Below are 20,870 nucleotides of genomic sequence, written 5' to 3' on the forward strand. Positions count from 1 at the left end.
CCAGAGCGTGCGGCTCGGTGGACCCCGGCCTGCGCCGGGGCGACGAGGGGTTGTAAATGCGCCGGCTCAGGACAGCTGTGCGCTCATCAGGAAGCGGGCGCGGCTCGCCTCGGACTTGCGGCGTAATTCCTGGAGCTCGCGCTGCTCGGTCGCGTCGATCATCGCCTCGAGCAGCCGGCTGAAATGCTGGCGCATCGCGACGCGCGCCGCCTGTGGGTCGCGTGCCCGCAGCGCCTCGACGATCGCGACATGCTCGCGGTGCCGGGTCGGCCCGTCGTGGTGGCAGACGGTGGCGTAGGTGTTGCGCACCTCCGCGATCTCGGTGCGCATCCGCCACAGGGTGCTGATCACATGGATGATCGCCTGATTGTCGGACGCCGAGGCGATCGTCAGGTGGAAATCGCGGTCGGCATCGGTGGCGCGGCCGCTGTCCTCCTCGTCGTCCTCGGACATCTCGGCGAGCAGCCGCTCCAGCCGCGCGATCTGCTCGTCGGTGATGATCGGCGCCGCCAGGGCGGCTGCCTCCGCCTCGAACAGCGAGCGCGCCTCGGTGAGTTCGAACGCGGTGATCGGCGGGAACTCGCTCGTCCGCGTGGTGGCGGCGTCGGTGATGTAGACGCCCGAGCCGGTCTTGATGCGGACGAGGCCGGTCGCCTGCAGCGCGATCTCGGCCTCGCGGATGGTGACACGGCTGACGCCGAAGCGCTCGGCCAGCTCGCGCTCGCCGGGCAGGCGCGAGCCGGGCGGAAACTCGCCGCGATCGACCAGATCCGCGATACGCTGCGCGATTTCCTGAAAGAGCCGGCGCTCCGCCATGCCTGTGATCGTCCTCCTATGCCTGGGCGCCTATGCCTGGGCGATTGTCATACCGGTGCGGGATCAAACATCAAGCAGGTGACAGACCAATTCCGCTCTCCCTCACAGGCGGACGCGGAGGCCGATGAAGTATTTCGACCCGTAATAGTGATATTGGCGGCTGCTGCCGAGCACCGGCATGTCGGTGACCTTGGGTTCGTCGAACAGGTTGAGCGCCTCGAACCGCAGCGAGACGTTGCGGTTGATGTTGTACGAGGCGCGCAGGTCCAGCGTCTCGGACGACCGGACGAAGCGGAGCTGCGAGTTGCCGCCGACGAAGTCCTGGTAATAGCCCGATCGATAGTTGCCGATCGCCTGCAGCGACAGGCCGCCGATCTGGTAATAGAGCTGCGCCGACAGCACGTCCCTAGAATAGCCGTTGAGGTTGGCGGCCGGGATCATGCCGGGCGTCACCGCGCCGGTCGCCGGGTCGAGCAGGTCGCCGAGGCGGATGTCGTAGTTCTTGAAGTTCGACAGCGCATGATCGTAGCTGATCTTGGTGCCGAGCCCGTCGAACGGCGCCGGCAGCCAGGAGAAGCGGTTGGCGAGCGTGATCTCCAGGCCGTAGACGGTGCTCTTCGCGTCGCTGTTGGTGCGCTGGGTGACCGGCACGGTCACCGTCTCGCCGCCGATCTCGAAATCCTCGTCGATCGCGACCGGCAGGAAACCGCCGGCGAAGCGCTTGTAGTAGACCGTGCCTGCCAGCATCGTGTCCTTGTTCGGATACCATTCGAGCGCGAGGTCGCCGTTCCACGACATGATCGGCTTGAGGCCGGGGCTGCCCTCCGCGAGGATGTTGTCGATCGCGTCGGCGATATTGTCGAAGTCGGTGCCGTCCTCGAGCGTGATCGAGCGGCCGGCAGCGAGGTCGCTCGGCGCCGGACGCGACATCGCGCGATAGACGGCCGCGCGCAGGATCACGTCGCGGGCGAGGTCGAAGTTGGCGTTGATGCTCGGCAGCGCGCGGAAATAATGGTTGGTGAGGCGAACGCTGTCGAAGTCACCGTTCTCTTCCAGGCGGATCGAGCCGTCGGAGTTCTGGATCACGTCGAGGCCGGCGCGCAGGCCGATCGAGGTGACGCGGGTGTCGATCAGGCGCACGCCGAAATTGCCGCGCACCGGCAGGCTGCCGAGCGAGCCCTTGTACGACGCCATGACATAGCCGGCCCAGACGTTCTCGCGCACGTCGGCGTTGGTGACGGAGCGGAGATCGGCGTTGGGGCCCGGATCCTCGGTGCCGAGATAGTTCCGGAACTGGCAGAGCGTGTCGTAGGTCGCCCAGCTGGTGATCGACTGGACGGGCGCGCCGGAGAGGTAGTCGCGCTGCGGGAACGGACGGCGGCAGGCGAGGCTGACCGCGCGGTCGACGGCGCGGTCGTCCTGGGTCAGCTCGACGCGGTCGTCATAGGCGGTGTAGCGGCGGTGCGAGAAGCGCAGCCCCGCCTCGATCTTGCTCAGGAAGCCGTCGAGGTCGTAGCCGGCATCGAAGCGCGCGGCGATGATGTCGTCGGTCTTCTCCTCGTCGTCGCGACGGAAGCGGGCGTCGTCGCTGAACAGCGACCAATCGTTGGCGTTGAAGCGCGGATCGAAGCTGATCGCGGTCGCGAAGCCGCCGCGCGCGTCATAGACCCAGGGGATGCGCTGGTTGTTGATCGCCGTGCGCCGGCCGTCGAGGTCGAGCGGGTCGGTGCGCAGGCGCGTCGAGCGCTCGACCGTGCCGCGCTCGGTGCGCGACCAGGAGATATCGCCGTTCAACGTCAGCCGGTCGGTCGCCCGCCAGGTCGCGCTGCCGCCGATGCCGATATATTTCTCGTCGCGGGTCAGATAGTTACCGTTCGCCTCCACCGACGAGGTGCCCTCGGCATAGAGCAGCCGATGTTGGTCGTCGTACTGGACGTTGCGCAGGTTGTAGGTCGCCTCCGAGATGTTCAGGTCGTGGCGGTCCTCGGTGTAGTCGCGCTTTGAATATTGGAAGTCGAGGTTGATATCGAGCCGGCTCGACGGCTTCCACTGGACCGAACCCATGACGGCGTCGCGCTTGTCCGCCTCGGTGATCTGGCGGAAGGTCGCCGAGTTCGGCGCGAGGTAGAAGTCCCGGCCCGCCGCCGCCTGCTCGCGGCTCACCTGGTTGCAGGCGCTGGTGCTGGGGCGCGTCGGGTCGCAGGCGACCCAGGTCGAGCTCGCCGCATAGGTCTCCTCGGGATTGTTGACCTGGTTGCGCTGGACGCCGATCGCGATGCCGATGTCGCCGAGCGCGCCGGCGTGGAACTGGTCGACGTAGCTCAGCGTGCCGCGCCAGCCCCAGCCGCTCGCGCCGGTGATGCGGTCCTCATAGGGATTGTAGTTGGCCTTGACCTCGGCCTGGATCAGCCGCTTGCCATAGTCGAGCGGGCGCAGCGTGCCGAGCTCGATCGTGCCGGCGACGCCGCCCTCGATCAGGTTCGCCTGCTGCGACTTGTAGATCTTGATCCCGTTGATCAGCTCGGACGGGAACTGGTTGAAGTTGACCGAGCGGTCGCCGCTGCCGTTGGTCGCCTCCCGGCCGTTGAAGGTGGTGTTGCTGAGGAAGGAGCCGAGGCCGCGCAGCGCGATCTCGGTCGCGCCGCCCTTCTCGCGGTGGGTGGTGGCGCCGGTGATCGTCTGGATCGCCTCGCCGATCGACAGCGCCGGCAGGTCGCCGATGTCCTCGGCGCTCAAGGCGTCGACGATCGCGGTCTCGGTGCGCTTGACGTTGATCGAGGTCTGGATGGTCTCGCGGATGCCGCGGACGACGATGTCCTGCTGCTGCTCCTCGGTGGGCTGATCGGCCGGGACCTGGCTTCCTGCAGGCGGAGCATCCTGCGCCAGCGCGGGCTGCGCCATGGCGAGGCAAGCGCCGGCAACCCCGGCCAGCAGCAACGCTCCAGACGAAATGCCGTCGTGCCGCACGATCCCGATCATCCATCCCTCCCGATTATGGTTATGCCTTCCGATGCGCCTGTGGCCGGCCAATTGTCAAGGTACTTATCAATACCTGTATATATACCAATTATGCCGGGTATGGCCGGCCAGTCGAGAAAAGGCCGGACCCGCCCGGGGAGAGAACGGGTCCGGCAGGGGAGGAGATCAGGGAACGAGCTGGCCCCGCAGCTCCGGCACGACAGCGGCGAGGTCGTTGGCGACCATCGCGGAGAAGACGCGCGCGCCGGCATCGCCGACATGGGTGTAGTCGAACTTGCGCCCATAGCTGCCGCGCGGACCGTTGGGTGTCGGCGCCGGATCGGGGACGCGCGCCTCCTCCGCCGTGCGCGGCTTGAGCGTGGTGCCTGCTTTGGCGGCGGCAAGTTCCTCGGGCAGCGGCTCGGCCATCGCGAGCTTGGTCGCCTCGACCGGTCCGAGCTTCTGCACCAGCGCGGCGCTGTGCGCATTGAGATCGACGAGCGGCACCTGCATGGCCGCCGCGACCTTGCGCACCTCCGCCGCCCATGGCTCGAGCGTGTTGTCGAGCTTGCCGGCGCGGAATGCGCGGCGCGACAGCGGCGTGAGCAGCACCGGCTCGGCGCCGGCCGCGCGGACCTCCTCGACCATGCGCTTGAGGTTGGCGGGGAACTCCGTGGCCATGTCGGTCCAGCGCTCGGGCTTGTCCGACTGGTCGTTGTGGCCGAACTGGATCAGCACCCAGGTCTTGCGATAGCCGGGCAGCTTCGCCTCGGCGATCGCGAGATCCCACGATCCTTCCGCACGGTAGCTGCGCGTCGAGCGGCCGCCGCGGCCGAGGTTGAGGCAGGCGATCGACGACTTGACGTGCTCGGCGCAGAACATCGACGCCCAGCCGCTGCCCGGCGCCATCGTCGAATCGCCGACCAGGATGACCTTATAGGCGCTGATCGGCGGCGCGTCGGTACGCTCGCGGGGCTGGGTCTGCGCTGCCGCGGTTCCTGCCACCAGCGAGAGAACCGCCGCCGTTGCCAGCATCGTCCTCATGCCGAACCTCCTCACGAGAAGAACAGACCGCCGTTGATGTCCAGGTTGACGCCGGTCAGGAACGACGCGTCGTCGGAGGCGAGATAGGCCACCGCCGCCGCCACCTCGTCCGGATGCCCCTCGCGTCGCAGCGGCGTGTTGCCGGCGACGGCGGCGCGGCCCTCGGGCTTGGAGAAGATGTCGTGGAAGCTGGTGCCGATCAGCCCGGGGCAGAGCGCGTTGACGCGGATGCCCTGCGGCCCGAGCTCCTTGGCGAGGCCGCGGGTGAAGCTCGTCAGCGCGCCCTTGGCGGTGGCATAGATGGTCGCGCCCGGCCCGCCGCCGTCGCGTCCGGCGAGCGACGACAGGTTCACGATCGCGCCGCCCTGGCCCATGTGCGGCAGCACCGCCTTGGTCACCAGGAACGCCGAACGCAGGTTGAGGTCCATCACCGTGTCGAAGAAAGCGGCGTCCATCTCGGCCAGTGTCTTGCGCGCGACCATGCCGCCGGCGACGTTGACCAGCACGTCGATGCGCTCGCCGAATGCCCTGGTCGTCGCACCGACCAGCGATGCCACCGCATTGGCATCGGTCACGTCGCCCTGGACGAGCAGCGCGGTGCCGCCGGCCGCCTCGATCTCCTGGACGGTCGCGGCCGCGGCGGCCTCGTCACGGCGATAGTTGACGACGACGCGCGCGCCCTCCGCCGCCAGCCGCAGCGACACCGAGCGGCCGATGTCCCGCCCGCCGCCGGTGACGATCGCGACCTTGTCCTTGAGCTTCATGCGTCGAACCCTTTCGATGATGGTGAGATGGAAATGGGGGCAGGGCGGCTGCGCCCGAGCAGCCACACCGCGAGCACGCCCAGCGGCACGATCGCCGCGCCCAGCGCGAAGATCGGCGCGTAGCCCTGCCGCGTCATGACCGGCACCAGCCAGGTGGTGATGAGCGTGCCCGCGACCGCGGCGGTGCCGCCGATCCCGGCGAGCGTGCCGACGGCGCCGCCGGCGAAATAATCGCTCGGCAGCGTCTGGATGTTGTTGATCGCGATCTGGAAGCCGAACAGGATCACCGCGATCAGCAGCACCGCGTAGAGCGGGCTCGCCGCCGTCATCGTCAGCAGCAGCGCCGGCAACATGATCGCGCCGCCGAGCGCGATCGCGACGAGCCGCGCGCGCAGCACCGGCCAGCCGCGCCGGATCAACGCCCCCGACAGCCAGCCGCCGCCGAGGCTCCCCAGCATCGCGCCGACGAACGGCACCCAGCCGAACAGGCCGATCTGCTTCACGTCGAAATGGAAGGTCTCGGACAGGTAGATCGGCAGCCAGGAGACGAACAGCCACCACACGGGATCGAGGAAGAAGCGCGACAGCAGGATCGCCCAGCTCTGCCGGTAGCGGAGCAGGCCGAGGATGCCCGGCGAGCCGGCATCCTCGCTCGTCTCGCGAGGCGCGTCGCCGGCGATGTGGGCGCGTTCGGCCTCGCTGAGCCAGGGGTGCGCATCGGGATCGCCGCGATAGAGCCACAGCCACGGCAGCAGCCAGGCGAAGCCGAGCAGGCCGACGACGAGGAAGGTCGCCTGCCATCCGAACAGCGAATAGAGCCAGGCGACCAGCGGCGCCGCGACGATCGCGCCGATCGCCGCGCCGGAGTTGAAGATGCCCTGCGCCAGCGCCCGCTCGCGCTGCGGGAACCAGAGGGCGTTGGCCTTGACCGCGCCGGGCCAGGTGCCCGCCTCGCTGACGCCGAGCGTCAGGCGCAGCGCCGTCAGCGCGCCGATCGAGCGCACCAGCGCATGTGCGGCGATCGAGGCGGACCAGACGAAGATCGAGACGACGAAGCCCAGCCGCGTGCCGATCACGTCGAGCAGCCGCCCGAACAGCGACTGGCCGACCGCATAGGCGATCATGAACGCGGTCACGAGCAGCGCGTAATCGGCCTTGTCGGCACCGATGTCCTTGGACACCGCCGGCCACATCACCGCCAGCGCGTTGCGGTCGATGTAGTTGATGACGGTCGCCAGCGCGATCAGGCCGATCACAAACCAGCGCAGGCCCTGGATCGGGCGCGTCATTTGGCGGTTCCGTCGAAGCGGGCGAAGTGTCCCTTCCACTCGACCGTCCGGCCGTCGATCGTCGCGCGGTGCGTCGCGGCAGGATCGGCGGAGTCGGCGATCGCCAGCGTGATCGTGCCGCCGCCGACCAGGTCGATCGCGATCAGGTCGCCGTCGTCCCCCCGGGCATGGCGGAGCGCCGCGATCCGGCTGCTGCTGCCGACCGTGGTCTCGGCCGAGGGATCGTAGACGCCGTGCGGCTCGAGCAGGTTGACGAACTGCACGTCCTTGCCCGTCACCCGCTCGATCAGCAGCGGCTCGCGGCGCAGGTTGAAGTTGGGATCGTTGGCGCCGCTCTCACCCAGGATCACCTCAGCGCCCGCGGGCGGCAACATGCGATAGGTGTAGAAGCGGTCGTCCGTCATCCAGGTGAGCGCTCCGCCGCCCGCGGGCAGCGTGCCGGTCGCATCGACCCAGATGTGCTGATAGCCGGCCTGCTTGCCGAGCACCGGCCGCTCCGCGACGTTGGACCGGATCGGGAAGCCGACGTCGGTGATGTGCCCGTTGTAGTGGAGCGGCAGGTCGTAGGTGGCCTGGCTGTCGCCCTTCACGCTCATCAGGTCGACGACGAGCGGGCTCGCCATGCCGGCGACGGGAAGCTGCACCAGCGTGCGGCGGAAGGTGACGCCCGGCCAGGCACCGGCGATCTCCGCGGTGCTGACCTTGGTCGGGCCGTCGCCCGAGAAGAAGACCTGCCTGGGCGCCAGCGTCTGGCCGACCTTCCACTTGCCGGCGAACTGGCTGGTCTCGTTCACCACCAGCGTGTTGTGGGCGACGCTCTGCTTCGCCCAGCTCTCGTTCTCCTTGAGGTAGCGGCCGCCGTCCTTGCTCTCGACGTTGAGGAAGCGCGCGGCGCCATAGTCGACGACGATCGGATGGCCGTTGTCGTAGAGGAGCCAGTTGAGCTTGTCGAAATGGCCGTGGCCCATGCCCATGGCGCTGTTCTTGGCGAGCAGCGTCTGGTCCTTGTCGCGCATCACGGCGAGCCCGCCCTGACCGCCGTCCGGTCCGTCGCGGAACAGCGCGGAGGCGACGAAGGGGAAGGGCTTGGCCTTGCCCGCGGCGACATCGCGCGCCACGGCGAGGCCATCGGGGCTGAGCACGGTCCGTCCCTGCCACTCGGCGATCGAGAGCAGCGCCGGATCGTGCGTCACGCCGTAGCCGATCGCGACCGCCTGATAGAGCTCGTCGGTTTTGAGGCTCTTGTCGGGCATCGCGTCGTTGATCGGGAAGAAATAACCGTCCTGCGTCAGCTGGATCGCGGTGGTGATCGCCTTGACCAGCACGCCGTCGCGGTACTGGAAGATATTGAGGCTTGGGTCATTCTCCGAGATCATCCGCGCGAACAGCACGAACGGGAGCAGGGCGTAGCGCTGGTAATAGGGACCCTCGGTGTAATAGCCGTCGGGCGAGAACAGGAGGTCGACCTGGCGCAGGAAGCCGGCCTTGCCGCTGAGGTCGCTGCCCTTCAGCGCCTTGTCGACCAGCGCGTGGTCGCGCAGCACATAGCCGATCATGCCGACCGCCGCGCACGACCAGGTCGCGTGGTTGTGGATCAGGTCGAAGACGCGGACCTGCTCCTCCGACAGGAACTTCGCCATCGGGCGGAAGACCTGGTCGTCGATCGCCTTGCGGTCGGCCGGCGTCAGCGTGTCGCGGATCGCGTCATAGCCCTGGACCGCATAAACCACCCACACGCTGTCGTTGAGGCTCTGCCAGAACAGCTTGCCATATTCCTCGTTCGAGGCGGCCGGGTGCTTGCCGAGCGTGGGATAGAGCCTGGCGTAGGCGAGCAGCATGGTGCGGGCATAGTCGGCATAGGCGCGCTCGCCGGTGATGCGGTAGAGCAACCCGGCGCCGTAGATCAGCGTGTAGTTGCGCTTGTGCTGCTCGTGGGTGAAGCCGCCGCCTGGGTCCTTCGGCACCGGCACGTCGATCGGCCGGCGCATCGCGGCATCGACCTCGGTGCGGACGCGGCGCAGCTCGGCGGCGAACAGCGGGTAGCGGGCGCCTTCTCCGGCCATCGCGGCCATGCCCTGCGGGTCGAGCAGCACCGGAGCGGCAGCCGTATTGGTTTGGCCCGTGGCTGCGGACATCGCCGTCGCCGGCGCCACGGTCACCAGCAGCGCCAGCGCGATCGCCGGCCTCATCATGCGCATCAACTCTCCTCCCTTGTCGTCCCGGTCGTCGCCGGTTTCGGATACCAGTCCACCCCCACTGCCTCGCGACCGAACGGGGCGAGGTCGCGCGGTGCGCCGATCGCGGCCAATGCGGGGTCGGCGGGATACAGCAACCCGTTGGCCGCGCGTTCAAGGCGGACGGGGCGTTGGGCGATGCCGAGTTCGAGCGGCCCGCGCCGGCCTGCCTGCTGGACGTTGCCTTCGAAGCGGATGCCGTCGATCGGTCCCTCCGCGCGGAAGGGGTCGTCGCCGTGGTTGACGATCAGGTTGGCGACGAAACGCGTCGATCGCGGCGCCACGGTGCGCTCGCGGTCGGCGCCCATCGCCAGCGTGATCCGCGCTGCCTCGATCACGCTGTTGTTGGCGATCAGCGCGTCCTCGACCGGCGCGTAGCGGTTGAGCGGCGAGTTGGGCACGCCGTTCATCACCGCGATCGCGCTGGTGAAGTCGGTGCCGGCGAGCCCCTCCATGTAATTGCCGCGCACGGTCTGGCGGGCATTGATGACGCGCACGCCGCCAGTCCTTTTGATCCCGCGGCCGAGGAAGACGTTGCGCTCGATGAGGTTGCCGTGGCCGTGGCGAAGGACCACCGCGCCCTGCGATTCGACGAACATGTTGCGGCGGACGACGTTGCCGCCCGACTTGATCGAGACGATCTCGGCCTCGCCGTCACAGCGCTCGAAATAATTGTCCTCGACGATCGTGCCGGAATCGCTCTGCGATTGCGTGCTGGTGCCGATGCGGATCGTCTCGCCGCCGTTGCGGCCGAGCGGCGGGCGCGGGCCGAAGTAATTGTGGTCGATGCGATGGCGATTGGCGAGTGGCCATCCCGTGTCGCGCACCACCACCATCATCGCGCCGGCATTGGCCTTGCCGACGAAATGGCTGTGGTCGACGCGGTTGTCGCTGCCGAACAGCGAAACCCAATGGTCGGCGCGGTCGCGGCGGGGCGGGTTGAAGCGGTCGATCACGATTCCGGTCAGCCGCACATGCTCCGCCCACCGCTTGCCGTCGCGCAGCTCGATCACCGACTCGCCGGGGGTATGGCCGTCGCGGAACACCAGTCCCGACACGACGAGATGCCGGCCCGCGATGCTGAGGCTCGACCGGCCGCTGAGCACGACCTTCCCAGGGGTCTGCGCAGCGAACGTGATCGGCCGGTCGGCCGTGCCGGTGGCGGTGAAGCGGATGACGAAATCGCGCCATTCACCATCGGCGAGCAGGAGCCGATCGCCGGGGCTCAGGCGCGCGGCGGCCTCAGCATAGCCCTGGCGGTCACGCACCACCCAATCGCGAGCGGCCGCGGGAGGCGCCATGACACACGCTGCGATGCCCAGCCAAATCGCCTTCATGTCCTCCGCCTACGATCTCGTTGAGCACTGGCCTAACAGTGACATGCGGCATAGGCAAGGTAGTGTGCATGCCAATTTCGGTATTTGGTCTAATAATTGGTCTGTAGAGCGTCGGACCCAACCGCCGCGAGGGCGCGCGAGTTACCACGGAAGAATAGTTGAACGGGCCGGAGCGATCGATCAGGGTCGCCGACAATATCCGGCCGGATCGACGTACCGCGATCCTAGAAGGGTGGGGTGATGGCAGCAGATGATCGCGCCTTTTGTCGCCACTGCGGCAAGCAAATGGAGCTCGTTCTCGCCGACCTGGGGGATATTCCGGTCGCGAATGACTTCGTCGAGATGGCGGTTACGGTCGAGGACGACCCGAAGGTCGCCCTCAAGGTCATGGTGTGCGGCGACTGCCGCCTTGCCCAGACCGTCGACCTGAAGGCCGCCGACGATCTGTTCCGCAACGACTATGCCTATTTCTCATCGGCGTCGACGAGCTGGCTCGATCATGCCGAGCGTTATGTCGATCGCATGATCGAGCGCTTTGGGCTGGCTCCCGGCGCCAGGCACGTCGAGATCGCGAGCAACGACGGCTATCTGCTGCAGTTCTCGATGCAGCGGCAGCTCGACACGTTGGGGATCGAGCCGTGCCGCTCGGTCGCCGACGCCGCGATCGCGAAGGGCATTCCGACGCGCGTCGACTTCTTCGGCCGCGCCTATGCGGATGGGTTGGTCGCCGAGGGCTGGCAGGCCGACCTCGTCACCGCGAACAACGTCTTCGCCCATGTCCCTGACGTGAACGACTTCGCCGCCGGCATCCGCACCCTGCTCAAGCCGGAGGGGGTGGCGACGGTCGAGGTGCAGCACCTGCTCCGGCTGATGCAGCGCAACCAGTTCGATACCATCTACCACGAGCATTTCTCCTATTACTCGCTGCTCGCCGCCAAGCGCGTGTTCGAAGCCGCGGGGCTGCGCGTGTTCGACGTCGAGGAATTGCCGACGCACGGCGGATCGCTGCGCTACTTCGTCTGTCGCCAGGAAGCGGGGCACCCGACCGGACCGGCGGTGGCACGGGTGCTGGCCGAGGAGATCGAGTACGGCCTCGATCGCGACGAGATCTATCATGGCTTCGCCGAGAATGTGGACCGGCTGAGGCTGGCGTTCCGCAGCCTGCTCCTCGACCTCAAGGCCGACGGCAAGCGGATCGCCGCCTATGGCGCCCCGGCCAAGGGGACGACGCTGCTCAACTATTGCGGGGTCGATCGCAGCGTGATCGAGTTCACCGTCGACCGCGCAGCGTCGAAGCAGGGCAAGTCGATCCCCGGCGTGCGCATCCCGATCGTCGCCCCGGAGATGATCGCCGCCGCCAAGCCCGATTACCTCGTGATCCTTCCGTGGAACCTGAAGGACGAAATCATGCAGCAGATGGCCGGAACGTCGGGCTGGGGCCTCCGGTTCATCACGGCGATTCCCTGGCCGAGTGTCGTCTGAACACCGCTAAACGGGGCAGCGGTGTCGAAAATGGGGGCAATATGGGCGCAGTCTGTGCGGTCGTCCTGACCTATAATCGCAAGGAGATGCTGACGCGCTGCCTGCTCGCGCTCTCGGCGCAGACGCGGCGGTGCGAGCGGATCCTAGTGATCGACAACGCCAGCAGCGACGGCACCCGCGAGATGCTGGCCGGGACCTGGGCGGGGCGGGTGCAGACGCACTCGCTGACTACCAACCTTGGCGCGGCGGGCGGCTTCAACCTGGGGATGCGGCTCGCCTATGAGGGCGGCAGCGATTTCATCTGGGTGATGGACGACGACGTCATCCCCGAGCCGGAGGCGCTGGAGCGACTGCTCGACGCCCATGCCAAGCTGACGCTGCGCGGCATCGACCCGCCCTATCTGGTGTCGATGGCCCGCTCCACCAGCGGATTGCTGACCGAGGTGCCGGATATCGACCGGACGCGCAACGCGCTCGGCTTCCCGAACTGGGGCGAGCTGCTGGAAGAGACGATCGTGCCGACCCTGGCCGCGACTTTCGCCTCCATCCTGCTGCCGCGAGCCACGCTCGGCCGCCACGGCCTGCCGATCGCGTCGATGTTCATCTTCGGCGAGGACCGCGAGTTCACTCTGCGCGTGACGCAGGACGGCCCGGGTTATGCGGTCGGGAGCAGCCGCGTGCTCCATGCCCGCAAGCTCGAAGGTGCGCTCGATATCCGCACGGAGAAGGACCGGCGGCGGCTCGGCTATCATTACTACCTGCACCGCAACACCACCTACTCGCTGCTGAGATACGACCGCCCGTCGCGGATCGCGCTGCACCTGTGGCGCCAGGCCAAGACCTTCGCCCTGCTGACCATGCGCGGACACTGGCGCAGGGCAGCGATCGTTGCCCGAGGCACCGCGTCCGGCTTCGTCTACCGGCCGAAGATCGAGATGCTGGACGACAGGCTGGATCGTCCCGTCGTCACGCAGGACAGGCTCGCGGCGCCCTCCAGGCGCGCGGCGTGAAACGCGGGCAGGGCGTCCGCCTCAGCCTGCCAGGTCCAGCTTGCGCGCGACCAGTTCCGCTATGGCAAGCGATGCGGTGAGGCCGGGCGACTCGATCCCGAAGAGAGTGACGAGATCGGGCGCGCCGTGATCGGCGGGTCCGCGGATCGCGAAATCGGCGGCCGGCCCGCCGGCACGGCTGAGCTTGGGGCGGATGCCGCAATAGCCTGGCGCGAGCCGCTCCGGGTCCAGTGCCGGCCAGATGCGCCGCGCTGCGGCCGCGAACTGATGGGCCCGGCCGGGATCGACGCTGTGATCGATCTCGTCGATCCACTCGACATCCGGCCCGAAGCGTGCCGCACCGGCAAGGTCGAGCGTCAGATGGGTACCCAGCCCGCCCGGAACGGGAACGGGATAGATCAGCCGGGTGAACGGCACTTTGCCCTGGTAGGTGAAATAATTGCCCCGGGCATAATGGACGTCCGGCACCCGGTTCGCGTCGAGTCCCTCGGTGTTCAGCGCAAGCGCCCGCGCGCCGTGGCCCGCGGCGTTGACCACGCGGCGCGCCGACAGCACCGGCCGTGGCTCGCCCTCGATGTGAATCGCCCAGTTTCCCGCCGGCGTGCGCGTCAGCCGATCTACGCGCGTATGCGGGACGAACGCCGCGCCGGCCGTCTCGGCATCGGCGAGCAGCGTCAGCATATAGGCATGGCTGTCGATGATCCCGGTCGAGGGGGAGAGCAGGGCGCTCGAGCAGTGCAGCGCGGGCTCCAGCGCCCGGACCTCGGCAGCGGACAGCCATTTGAGATCGGTGACGCCGGCGTTGCGCGCGCTCGCCGCGATCCGCTCGAGCGCGATTTCCTCCTGGGGCTCGAAGGCGACGATCAGCTTGCCGATCCGCCGGTGCGGGACGTGGCGCTGCCCGGCATAGCGGTAGAGCAGGCCGCGGCCGGCGACGCACAGCTCCGCCTTCAGCGGTGTGCCGTCATAGTAGAGGCCGGCGTGGATCACCTCGCTGTTGCGTGAGCTGGTCACGGTGCCGAAGCTCGACTCGCGCTCGGCGACGATCGTGCTGAGGCCGGCCGAGGCGAGCCTTCGCGCAATCGCGAGGCCGATCACGCCGGCGCCGACGACGAGGACGTCGATGTCAGCCACGACGTCCCGGACTCTGTAGGAACGGCAGGATCACAGGGCGGGCGGCGCGTGCGGGTGGATCAGCGGCCATGCGAGGTCCCGCGGCGAGATGGCCGCCACCGGCAGCGGCCACTCGATCCCGAGCTCGGGATCGTCGTAGCGCAGCCCGCCCTGCGCGTCGGGCGTGTAAGGCGCCGAGATGAGATAGGTGACCTCGACGTCGTCGACCAGCGTCTGGAAGCTGTGGGCGAAGCCCGGCGGCACATAGAGCTGGTGTCCGTTCTCCGCATCCAGCCTGAACCCCTCCGACCGCAGATAGGTAGGGGAATCCTGGCGCAGATCGAGGATGATGTCCTGGATCGCGCCGCGGACGCAGCGGACCAGCTTGGCCTCGCCATAGGGCGGGTATTGGAAATGCAGGCCGCGGACCGTTCCCGCCTTGGCGGTCACCGACAGGCTCTGCTGCACGAAGTCGCTGACGAGCCCGCGCTCGGCGAACTCGTCGTAGCACATGGTGCGCGCGAAATAGCCGCGATCGTCCACCCGCCGGTCGGGCCGGATCAGATAGGCGTCCGCCAGCGATGTCGGCGCGAAGAACATGGTGCCGTCACGCCGCCAATGTGTTGTGCCCGAAGCGGCGAGACTGCTGCGCGTAGAGATTGTCGATCAGGCGATCCTTGGGCAGCGAGACGTCGGCGTAGGTGAGGACATGGTCCTTCGGCACCGGCCGGATCAACGTGGCATCCAGCGCGATGCCCATCGGCAGCAGCCGGTCGCGCTCGATCACGTCGTAATTCTCGGCGACGCCATAGGCTTCGAAGCCGCCGAACTCGGTGATCGTGTCGCCGGGGCGAAGATCCTTCTTCGCCGCCGCGACGACGCCGACGCGCGGGCCCGCGGTCGGCGCCAGCACCGAATCCCCGAACAGGCAGACGCGGGCGATCGAGTTCGGCACCTCGAAATGGCAGAGATGATAGGGCGTCTGGAAACAATAATAAGGCCCTGGCCCCAGCTTGTAGAGATTGAGGAAATGGCGCTGGCGCGGATCGTCGTGCCGGCCGATCACGAACACGCCGGGCGCCGGGCGGCAGCCGACGACATAGTCGACCAGCCCCTCGCCATGCTCCTCGATGATCTCGACGAGCTGCGGCAATGCCTCGTCGAGCGGGAACAGCGGCGCGGTCGGATCGCCGCCCGAGAAGTCCAGACCAACCATGCCGCGCTGGGCGACGCGAAAGCCGGTGCCGTTGGCGACGATCGCCTGTTCGTAGGAAATCTTGCACCCGTCGGCGAAGGACGAGACCATCACCGGCTTCTGCCCCCATTTCTCGGCGAAGGCGCGCTGGGTCTCCGGAGTGCGGTGGGGATCGTGCAGTCCCTTGATGTTGCCGCACATCACCGGCGTGACGCCGATTCCCTGGACGAAGCGCAGCAGGTTCATCTGCACGCCCGGCTGGTCGCCGTCGCTGAAGGTGTAGGTGACGCCGGCCGAGCGCGCCTTGGCATAGAGGATCGGACCGACGGTACCGTCGAGCTCGGCGTTCATCTGGACGACGTGCTTGCCGGCCGAGATCGCCGCCAGCACCACGCCAGCGGCATAGTCGATCGACCCGGTCACCTCGACCACGACGTCGATGCCGTCGGCGCTCGCCAGCGCCTCGCCGTCGCGGGTGACGGCGACATAGCCGGACGAGATCACGCGGCTGATCGCCTGCGCGCTGTCGCACAGCAAAGGCTCGATGCCGACATCCTGCACCGCCTGGATCGCGGTGGCGATGTGGCGGTTGGCGACCGCCACGATCCGCATGCCCTTCGTCGCCGTGACGATCTGCCGGACGATGCCCGCGCCCATGAAGCCGGTGCCGACCAGCCCGACGCGGATCGGCTTTCCCTCGGCCTCGCGTCTCGCGAGCGCCTGGTCGATGATGATCATGCCGACCGCCTCCACAATGCGATGTTGGATTCGGGTTCGTCGGACCACACTTTCCACGGCGGCGTGCCGCTCTGCCAGAGCTCCTCCAGCAGGTATTTGTCGCGCAGCGTATCCATGCTCTGCCAGAAGCCGGTGTGGACGTGCGAACCGAGCCTGCCCTGCGCGATCATGCGATCCATCGGCGCGCCTTCGAAGACGGTGCCGTCCTCGTCGATGAAGTCGACCACCTCGGGCTCGCACACGAAGAAGCCGCCATTGATCATGCCGCCGTCGCTCGCCCCCTTCTCGCGGAAGCCCTGGACGGTGGCGCCGTTGTCCGCGAGCCGCAGCGCGCCGTAGCGGCCGGGCTGGGAGACGGCGGTGAGGGTGCACACGGCCTTTGACGCGCGGTGCCTGGCGATCAGCGCCGGGATGTCGACGTTGCTGACACCGTCGCCGTAGGTCAGGCAGAAGGTGCCGTCGAGCAGGTGCCGTGCCCGGCGCAGGCGCCCCCCCGTCATCGTGTTGAGCCCGGTATCGAGGATGGTGACCTGCCAGTCCTCGGTGCTGCAATCGAGCCATTCGACCGCGCCGGATCTGAGGTTGATCGACAGGTCGCAGGTCCGTGCCATGTAATTCAGGAAATAGGAGCGGATATACTCGACCTTGTAGCCGCCGAGGATCACGAACTCGCGGATGCCGTAATGGGCATAGATCTTCATGATGTGCCAGAGCAGCGGACGCCCGCCGACCTCGACCATCGGCTTCGGCGTGACGGTCGTCTCTTCGCTGAGGCGCGTGCCGAAACCACCTGCGAGCAGAACTGCTTTCATGCCTCGACCTCCTCGCGCCGGATCGCGATGCTTCGCGGTGCCCCTCTCGTCCATGTCAGGTCCTCGGACAGCTGGCCCTCGGCGATCAGTTGCTTCAGCGTCTGAAGCCGGATCAGTCCTGAGCTGCGGAAGTCGCGATCGGCGAAGCCGAGGTTGGAGAGGCCGGCGATCAGCTCCTGGACCGACGTCGCCAGGCTGACCTGTGGCAGGTGATCCGGCGCCAGCTCGGCGTAGCGGCTGAAGTCGACGCGATAGGACCGCGAGTCGACCGGCGCCTCCCGGTTCAGCGACACGGTGCAGCCCGGCACCGCCGCCGCCACCGCTTCCGCAAGGTCGCGGACACGGTAATTGGCTTCGTTCGCGCCGACGTTGACGATCAGATGGCGCCCGCCGTTCTCAGCCGGCCGCGTCGCCGCCCAATCGATGGCGCGGGCCATGTCCGCGGTGTCGATCATCGGACGCCAGGGCGTGCCGTCCGAAAGGATCTCGATCCGACCCTTGCTGAGCGCGGAGGCGACGAAGTCGTTGAGGACCAGGTCGAGGCGCAGCCGGTCGGACATGCCGCAGGCGGTGGCGAAGCGCAGGCAGGTGATCGTCATGTCGCCGTCGAGTGCGCTGAGCGCCTGCTCGGTGCCGACCTTGGACGCGGCATAGGCGGTGCGGGGATCGACCGGATCCTCCTCGCGGCGCGGCGGCCCGTCGGCGACGCCATAGACGCTGCAGCTCGACGCGAAGACGAGGTTGCGGACGCCTGCGGCACTCGCGGCCCGGGCGATCGACACGGCGGCGTCCTGGTTGACGGCGCGGGTCACGGCGCTGAAGCGTTCGCCCATCGGGTCGTTGGAAATCGCGGCGAGCAGGATCACCGCGTCATAACCGTCGAGGTCGCGCCGCCGCACGTTCCGCACGTCGTCGAAGATCTGGCAGTCGAGGCGCCGCTCGGGCATGCCCTCCTGCGTCGTCAGGCAGTGCGCGAAGAAGCCGCTGTCGTATCCGTGGATGACGGCGTCCGGATATCGCGCGCGCAGGCGGCGGACGACGGCAGGTCCGACATATCCCATGTTTCCCGTGACGAGGATCTTCATCGGCGCCCCCTTTCCTGCAAATGCAAGTGCGACCGGATTTCCTTGTCCGAACTCCCACAATTGGCGGCGTTCTGTCGTGCTTTCTTTGGGTCATCATACTTCGTAGGCAGCGCGATCAGGCCGGGCGCCAACCGCAACCCATCCCGGATTGTAGTCGGATCTGTGTCCCGAAAAGGGACTTGCCCGATCATGCGGGTGGATGATGTCGAGCCCGCTCTTGGCCTCATCGCTCTCGGGCGAACGATGCGCAGGCTAGCGAATGACTGCAGGGTAAAAGCAAGTTATCGCCCACGTAATAGGGTTAAAGAACTAGGAGAAAAATTTGATCCATGTTAGAGCCGATCAGACTAGTATGTGACAATCTTGTGTACCGGGGGACTTAAGCTATCACATTGGGTTACCACAGAGTCGCCTTTGCGGAATCAAGGGGGAAGTTGATAGGTAATCTTGGTTACCAGAAAATCGGTTCGTCGATAAAAGGGCAGCACTGAAGAGGATGTTTCTGAGGGCTGCTAATCGGACTGGGGAGACCGATGATGAAATCGCCCGTAACCGTTGCACTGTTGGGCCGTAATCCAATCACGCGTGAAGGCATGGTACGCATCCTTGCCGAGCATGATTTCAAGGTCGTCGAAACCGCGGATGATCCAGCGCAGTTGGAAAGTTCGCGCCAGGCGACCGAGAGCGACACCCACCTCATCCTGGTGGAAAACTTCATCGACACGCATGGCGCCGAGTTCGTCGAGAAGCTGCGACGGGAGTTCCCCGCCGCGAAGCTGGTGCTGCTCGCCGACGAGTTCGATTTTGAGACAATGGCGGCCTCGTTCCGCGCGGGAGCGCAGGCCTATATCGTCAAGAACATCTCGGTCGAGCCGCTGATCGCCTCGTTGCGTCTGGTGGCGATGGGGGGAGAAGGTGATGCCCTCCTCGCTGGCCGAGGTGCTTCCGGACATCGCCTCCGCCTCGGCACCGATGCATACGAGCCAGTCGATCGAAGGCGCGGGGCTTTCCAGCCGAGAGGTCGAGATTCTGCAGTGCCTGATCGCAGGCCAGCCGAACAAGGTCATCTCACGCCAGCTGAGCATCAGCGAAGCGACCGTGAAGGTCCATGTGAAGGCGATCCTGCGCAAGGTCGGCGTACAGAACCGAACGCAGGCCGCGATCTGGGCGGTGGGGGAGAAGTGGCCGGACACGGCGCTGCGCAGGATAACCGGCGCCATCAAGCGTCCGCCGTTCAAATATGGCGAGGTGGCGGCGGTCTGACACCGCGTCCCAGGCCGCCGCACCAGCCAGCAAAGGACGCGCGCCGGCGTCGATCGGAACGTACCAGCCAGGAAGCCCGGATGAAGTGGCCGGCTTCCCTTTGGGGGACGGTAGGTGCTGTTCAATTCGGACGAGTTCCTGCTCGTATTCCTGCCGATCGTCTTCGTCGGCTTCCTGGTGCTGGCAAAATTCCGGCAGCGGCGGCTGGCGGCGCTGTGGCTGACGCTCGCCTCGCTCGCCTTCTACAGCTGGTGGCGGCCGGCCAACCTGCCGCTGCTGCTGCTCAGCATCGCGGTGAATTACATGCTCGGCGGCGTGCTGATCCGCCGGCCGGACAAGTGGATCCTCGCCGGCGGCATCCTCTTCAACGTGGCGCTGCTCGGCTATTTCAAATACACCGTGTTCTTCATGACGACGCTGAGCGGGGCGCTCAGCCTCGACTGGCATATCCCGCACGTCATCCTGCCGCTGGCGATCTCCTTCTTCACCTTCCAGCAGATCGCCTATCTGGTCGACGCATTCGGCGGGAAGGTGAGCGAGCGCGATCCGCTCAACTATTGCCTGTTCATCACCTTCTTCCCGCACCTGATCGCCGGGCCGATCACGCACCATCGCGAGATGCTGTCGCAGTTCGGCAGCCCCGAGCGGTTCCGCCCGCGCTGGGACCTGATCGGCATCGGCGTCACGCTGTTCCTGATCGGGCTGTTCAAGAAGGTGATGGTCGCCGACCCGTTCGGCGCGATCGCATCGCCGATCTTCACCTTCTCCGCCGAGCCCGGCGGCGTGCAACTCGTCCACGCCTGGACGGCGGCGCTGTCCTATGCCCTACAGATTTATTTCGACTTCTCCGGCTACACCGACATGGCGATCGGCCTGGGGCTGCTGTTCGGCATCGCGCTGCCGCCCAACTTCAACAGCCCCTACAAGGCGCGCAACGTGATCGAATATTGGTCGCGCTGGCACATGACGCTGACGCGGTTCCTGACCGCCTATGTCTATAATCCCATCGTCGTGACCCTCACCCGCCGGCGCGCAGCGAAAGGGCTGCCGCTGCCGAGGCGCGGGCGGATGACGCCCGGCACCTTCGTCGCGCTGGTCGCGCTACCGACGGTGTTCACCATGTTCGTCTCCGGCGTCTGGCACGGCGCCGGCTGGCAGTTCGTGATCTTCGGCCTGCTGCACGGCCTTTACCTGGTCGTCGCGCATGGCTGGCGCGCGTGGAAGGTCCACCGGGGCCGCCCGCTCGATGCCGGAGGGCCGCTGGCGGTTGCGGCATCGGTGCTGCTCACGTTCCTGTGCGTGGTCGTGGCGCTGGTGTTCTTCCGCGCGCCGAGCGTCGGCGCCGCGCTCGACCTGCTCGCCGGCATGGCGGGCCTCAACGGCATCACCCTGCCGCGTCCGCTCGCCGGCGTGCCGGGAGCGGAGGTCTTCGCCCAGCTGCTCGGCCTGCACTTCGCCTCGCTCGAGAATTTCGAGCTCAGCTATCCGCTCAGGATCGCCGTCTTCCTCGCGGTCGTGTGGACCCTGCCCAACGCCTATCAATGGCTGCGCGACTATCCCACGGCGCTGGACTTCCAGGCGCGGGCGAGCTGGCTGGGGCGGTGGCTGCCGGCATTGCACTGGCGTCCCTCGGCTGCGCTGGGGGTGGTGATGGGGGCGGTGTGCGCCGTGACCCTGCTCTATGCCCTGTCGGCCGCGCCGACAGAGTTCCTCTACTTCCAGTTCTGATG

General features: G+C 67.3%; 16 protein-coding genes and 1 pseudogene. 5 read left to right on the forward strand and 12 right to left on the reverse strand.

Features of this window, described 5'->3' with window-relative positions; translation table 11 throughout:
• Positions 1-66: 66 nt before the first annotated feature.
• From AC2YHA_RS03675 to AC2YHA_RS03705, 7 genes are all read right to left on the reverse strand, one after another.
• Complete coding sequence (locus AC2YHA_RS03675; RefSeq protein WP_233782819.1) at positions 67-816, reverse strand: FadR/GntR family transcriptional regulator; 750 nt, start codon at positions 814-816, stop codon at positions 67-69.
• 102 nt (positions 817-918) lie between these two features.
• Positions 919-3,795, reverse strand: coding sequence for a TonB-dependent receptor (locus tag AC2YHA_RS03680; RefSeq protein WP_487400408.1), 2,877 nt, complete (start codon positions 3,793-3,795; stop codon positions 919-921).
• A gap of 165 nt (positions 3,796-3,960) precedes the next feature.
• Positions 3,961-4,818 (reverse strand): rhamnogalacturonan acetylesterase, encoded by an 858-nt coding sequence (locus AC2YHA_RS03685; RefSeq protein ID WP_233782817.1) that lies wholly within the window; start codon positions 4,816-4,818, stop codon positions 3,961-3,963.
• 11 nt (positions 4,819-4,829) lie between these two features.
• Positions 4,830-5,582 (reverse strand): SDR family NAD(P)-dependent oxidoreductase, encoded by a 753-nt coding sequence (locus AC2YHA_RS03690; protein WP_487400409.1) that lies wholly within the window; start codon positions 5,580-5,582, stop codon positions 4,830-4,832.
• Entirely contained in the window at positions 5,579-6,871 is a 1,293-nt protein-coding gene (locus AC2YHA_RS03695; protein ID WP_487400410.1) for an MFS transporter, read from the reverse strand. Before AC2YHA_RS03695 ends, AC2YHA_RS03690 begins: the two co-directional genes overlap by 4 nt.
• Positions 6,868-9,069 carry an alginate lyase family protein gene (locus AC2YHA_RS03700; RefSeq protein ID WP_487400411.1) on the reverse strand — a complete coding sequence of 734 codons (2,202 nt, stop codon included), beginning with the start codon at positions 9,067-9,069 and terminating at the stop codon, positions 6,868-6,870. Before AC2YHA_RS03700 ends, AC2YHA_RS03695 begins: the two co-directional genes overlap by 4 nt.
• Positions 9,069-10,442, reverse strand: coding sequence for a polysaccharide lyase 6 family protein (locus AC2YHA_RS03705; RefSeq protein WP_487400412.1), 1,374 nt, complete (start codon positions 10,440-10,442; stop codon positions 9,069-9,071). The genes AC2YHA_RS03700 and AC2YHA_RS03705 overlap by 1 nt, the downstream gene beginning before the upstream one ends.
• Before the next feature lie 240 nt (positions 10,443-10,682).
• Between AC2YHA_RS03705 and AC2YHA_RS03710 the strand changes: the two genes are divergently transcribed.
• Both AC2YHA_RS03710 and AC2YHA_RS03715 read left to right on the forward strand, forming a co-directional pair.
• A complete protein-coding gene (locus AC2YHA_RS03710; protein WP_487400413.1) occupies positions 10,683-11,924 on the forward strand; it encodes a class I SAM-dependent methyltransferase in 1,242 nt (413 codons plus the stop codon).
• A 41-nt stretch (positions 11,925-11,965) separates the two neighbouring features.
• Positions 11,966-12,934: a glycosyltransferase family 2 protein gene (locus tag AC2YHA_RS03715; RefSeq protein WP_487400414.1), complete on the forward strand. Its 969-nt coding sequence runs from the start codon at positions 11,966-11,968 to the stop codon at positions 12,932-12,934.
• 21 nt (positions 12,935-12,955) lie between these two features.
• Here the strand turns inward: AC2YHA_RS03715 and AC2YHA_RS03720 are convergent, their stop codons facing one another.
• Genes AC2YHA_RS03720 through AC2YHA_RS03740 form a run of 5 tightly spaced genes read right to left on the reverse strand, consistent with a single transcriptional unit; the run spans position 12,956 to position 17,877 of the window.
• Positions 12,956-14,068 carry an NAD(P)/FAD-dependent oxidoreductase gene (locus tag AC2YHA_RS03720; RefSeq protein WP_487400415.1) on the reverse strand — a complete coding sequence of 371 codons (1,113 nt, stop codon included), beginning with the start codon at positions 14,066-14,068 and terminating at the stop codon, positions 12,956-12,958.
• Positions 14,069-14,098: 30 nt separating this feature from the next.
• On the reverse strand, positions 14,099-14,647 hold the full coding sequence (locus tag AC2YHA_RS03725; RefSeq protein WP_233782809.1) for a dTDP-4-dehydrorhamnose 3,5-epimerase family protein: 549 nt from the start codon (positions 14,645-14,647) through the stop codon (positions 14,099-14,101).
• A 7-nt stretch (positions 14,648-14,654) separates the two neighbouring features.
• Positions 14,655-15,980 (reverse strand): NAD(P)H-dependent oxidoreductase, encoded by a 1,326-nt coding sequence (locus AC2YHA_RS03730; protein ID WP_233782808.1) that lies wholly within the window; start codon positions 15,978-15,980, stop codon positions 14,655-14,657.
• Positions 15,977-16,792 carry a glucose-1-phosphate cytidylyltransferase gene (rfbF, locus tag AC2YHA_RS03735; protein WP_233782807.1) on the reverse strand — a complete coding sequence of 272 codons (816 nt, stop codon included), beginning with the start codon at positions 16,790-16,792 and terminating at the stop codon, positions 15,977-15,979. The genes AC2YHA_RS03730 and rfbF overlap by 4 nt, the downstream gene beginning before the upstream one ends.
• On the reverse strand, positions 16,789-17,877 hold the full coding sequence (locus tag AC2YHA_RS03740) for an NAD-dependent epimerase/dehydratase family protein (RefSeq protein ID WP_487400416.1): 1,089 nt from the start codon (positions 17,875-17,877) through the stop codon (positions 16,789-16,791). The genes rfbF and AC2YHA_RS03740 overlap by 4 nt, the downstream gene beginning before the upstream one ends.
• A 593-nt stretch (positions 17,878-18,470) precedes the next feature.
• Between AC2YHA_RS03740 and AC2YHA_RS03745 the strand changes: the two are divergent.
• The 3 genes and pseudogenes from AC2YHA_RS03745 to AC2YHA_RS03755 all read left to right on the forward strand — a co-directional run.
• Positions 18,471-18,707 (forward strand): annotated as a pseudogene (locus AC2YHA_RS03745) (hypothetical protein); the annotation flags it as partial.
• Positions 18,708-18,795: 88 nt separating this feature from the next.
• Positions 18,796-19,140, forward strand: coding sequence for a LuxR C-terminal-related transcriptional regulator (locus AC2YHA_RS03750; RefSeq protein ID WP_487400417.1), 345 nt, complete (start codon positions 18,796-18,798; stop codon positions 19,138-19,140).
• Positions 19,141-19,254: 114 nt separating this feature from the next.
• On the forward strand, positions 19,255-20,868 hold the full coding sequence (locus AC2YHA_RS03755) for an MBOAT family O-acyltransferase (protein ID WP_487400418.1): 1,614 nt from the start codon (positions 19,255-19,257) through the stop codon (positions 20,866-20,868).
• The last annotated feature ends 2 nt before the right edge of the window (positions 20,869-20,870 follow it).

The organism is Sphingomonas sp. SRI_018 (genome assembly GCF_057586275.1).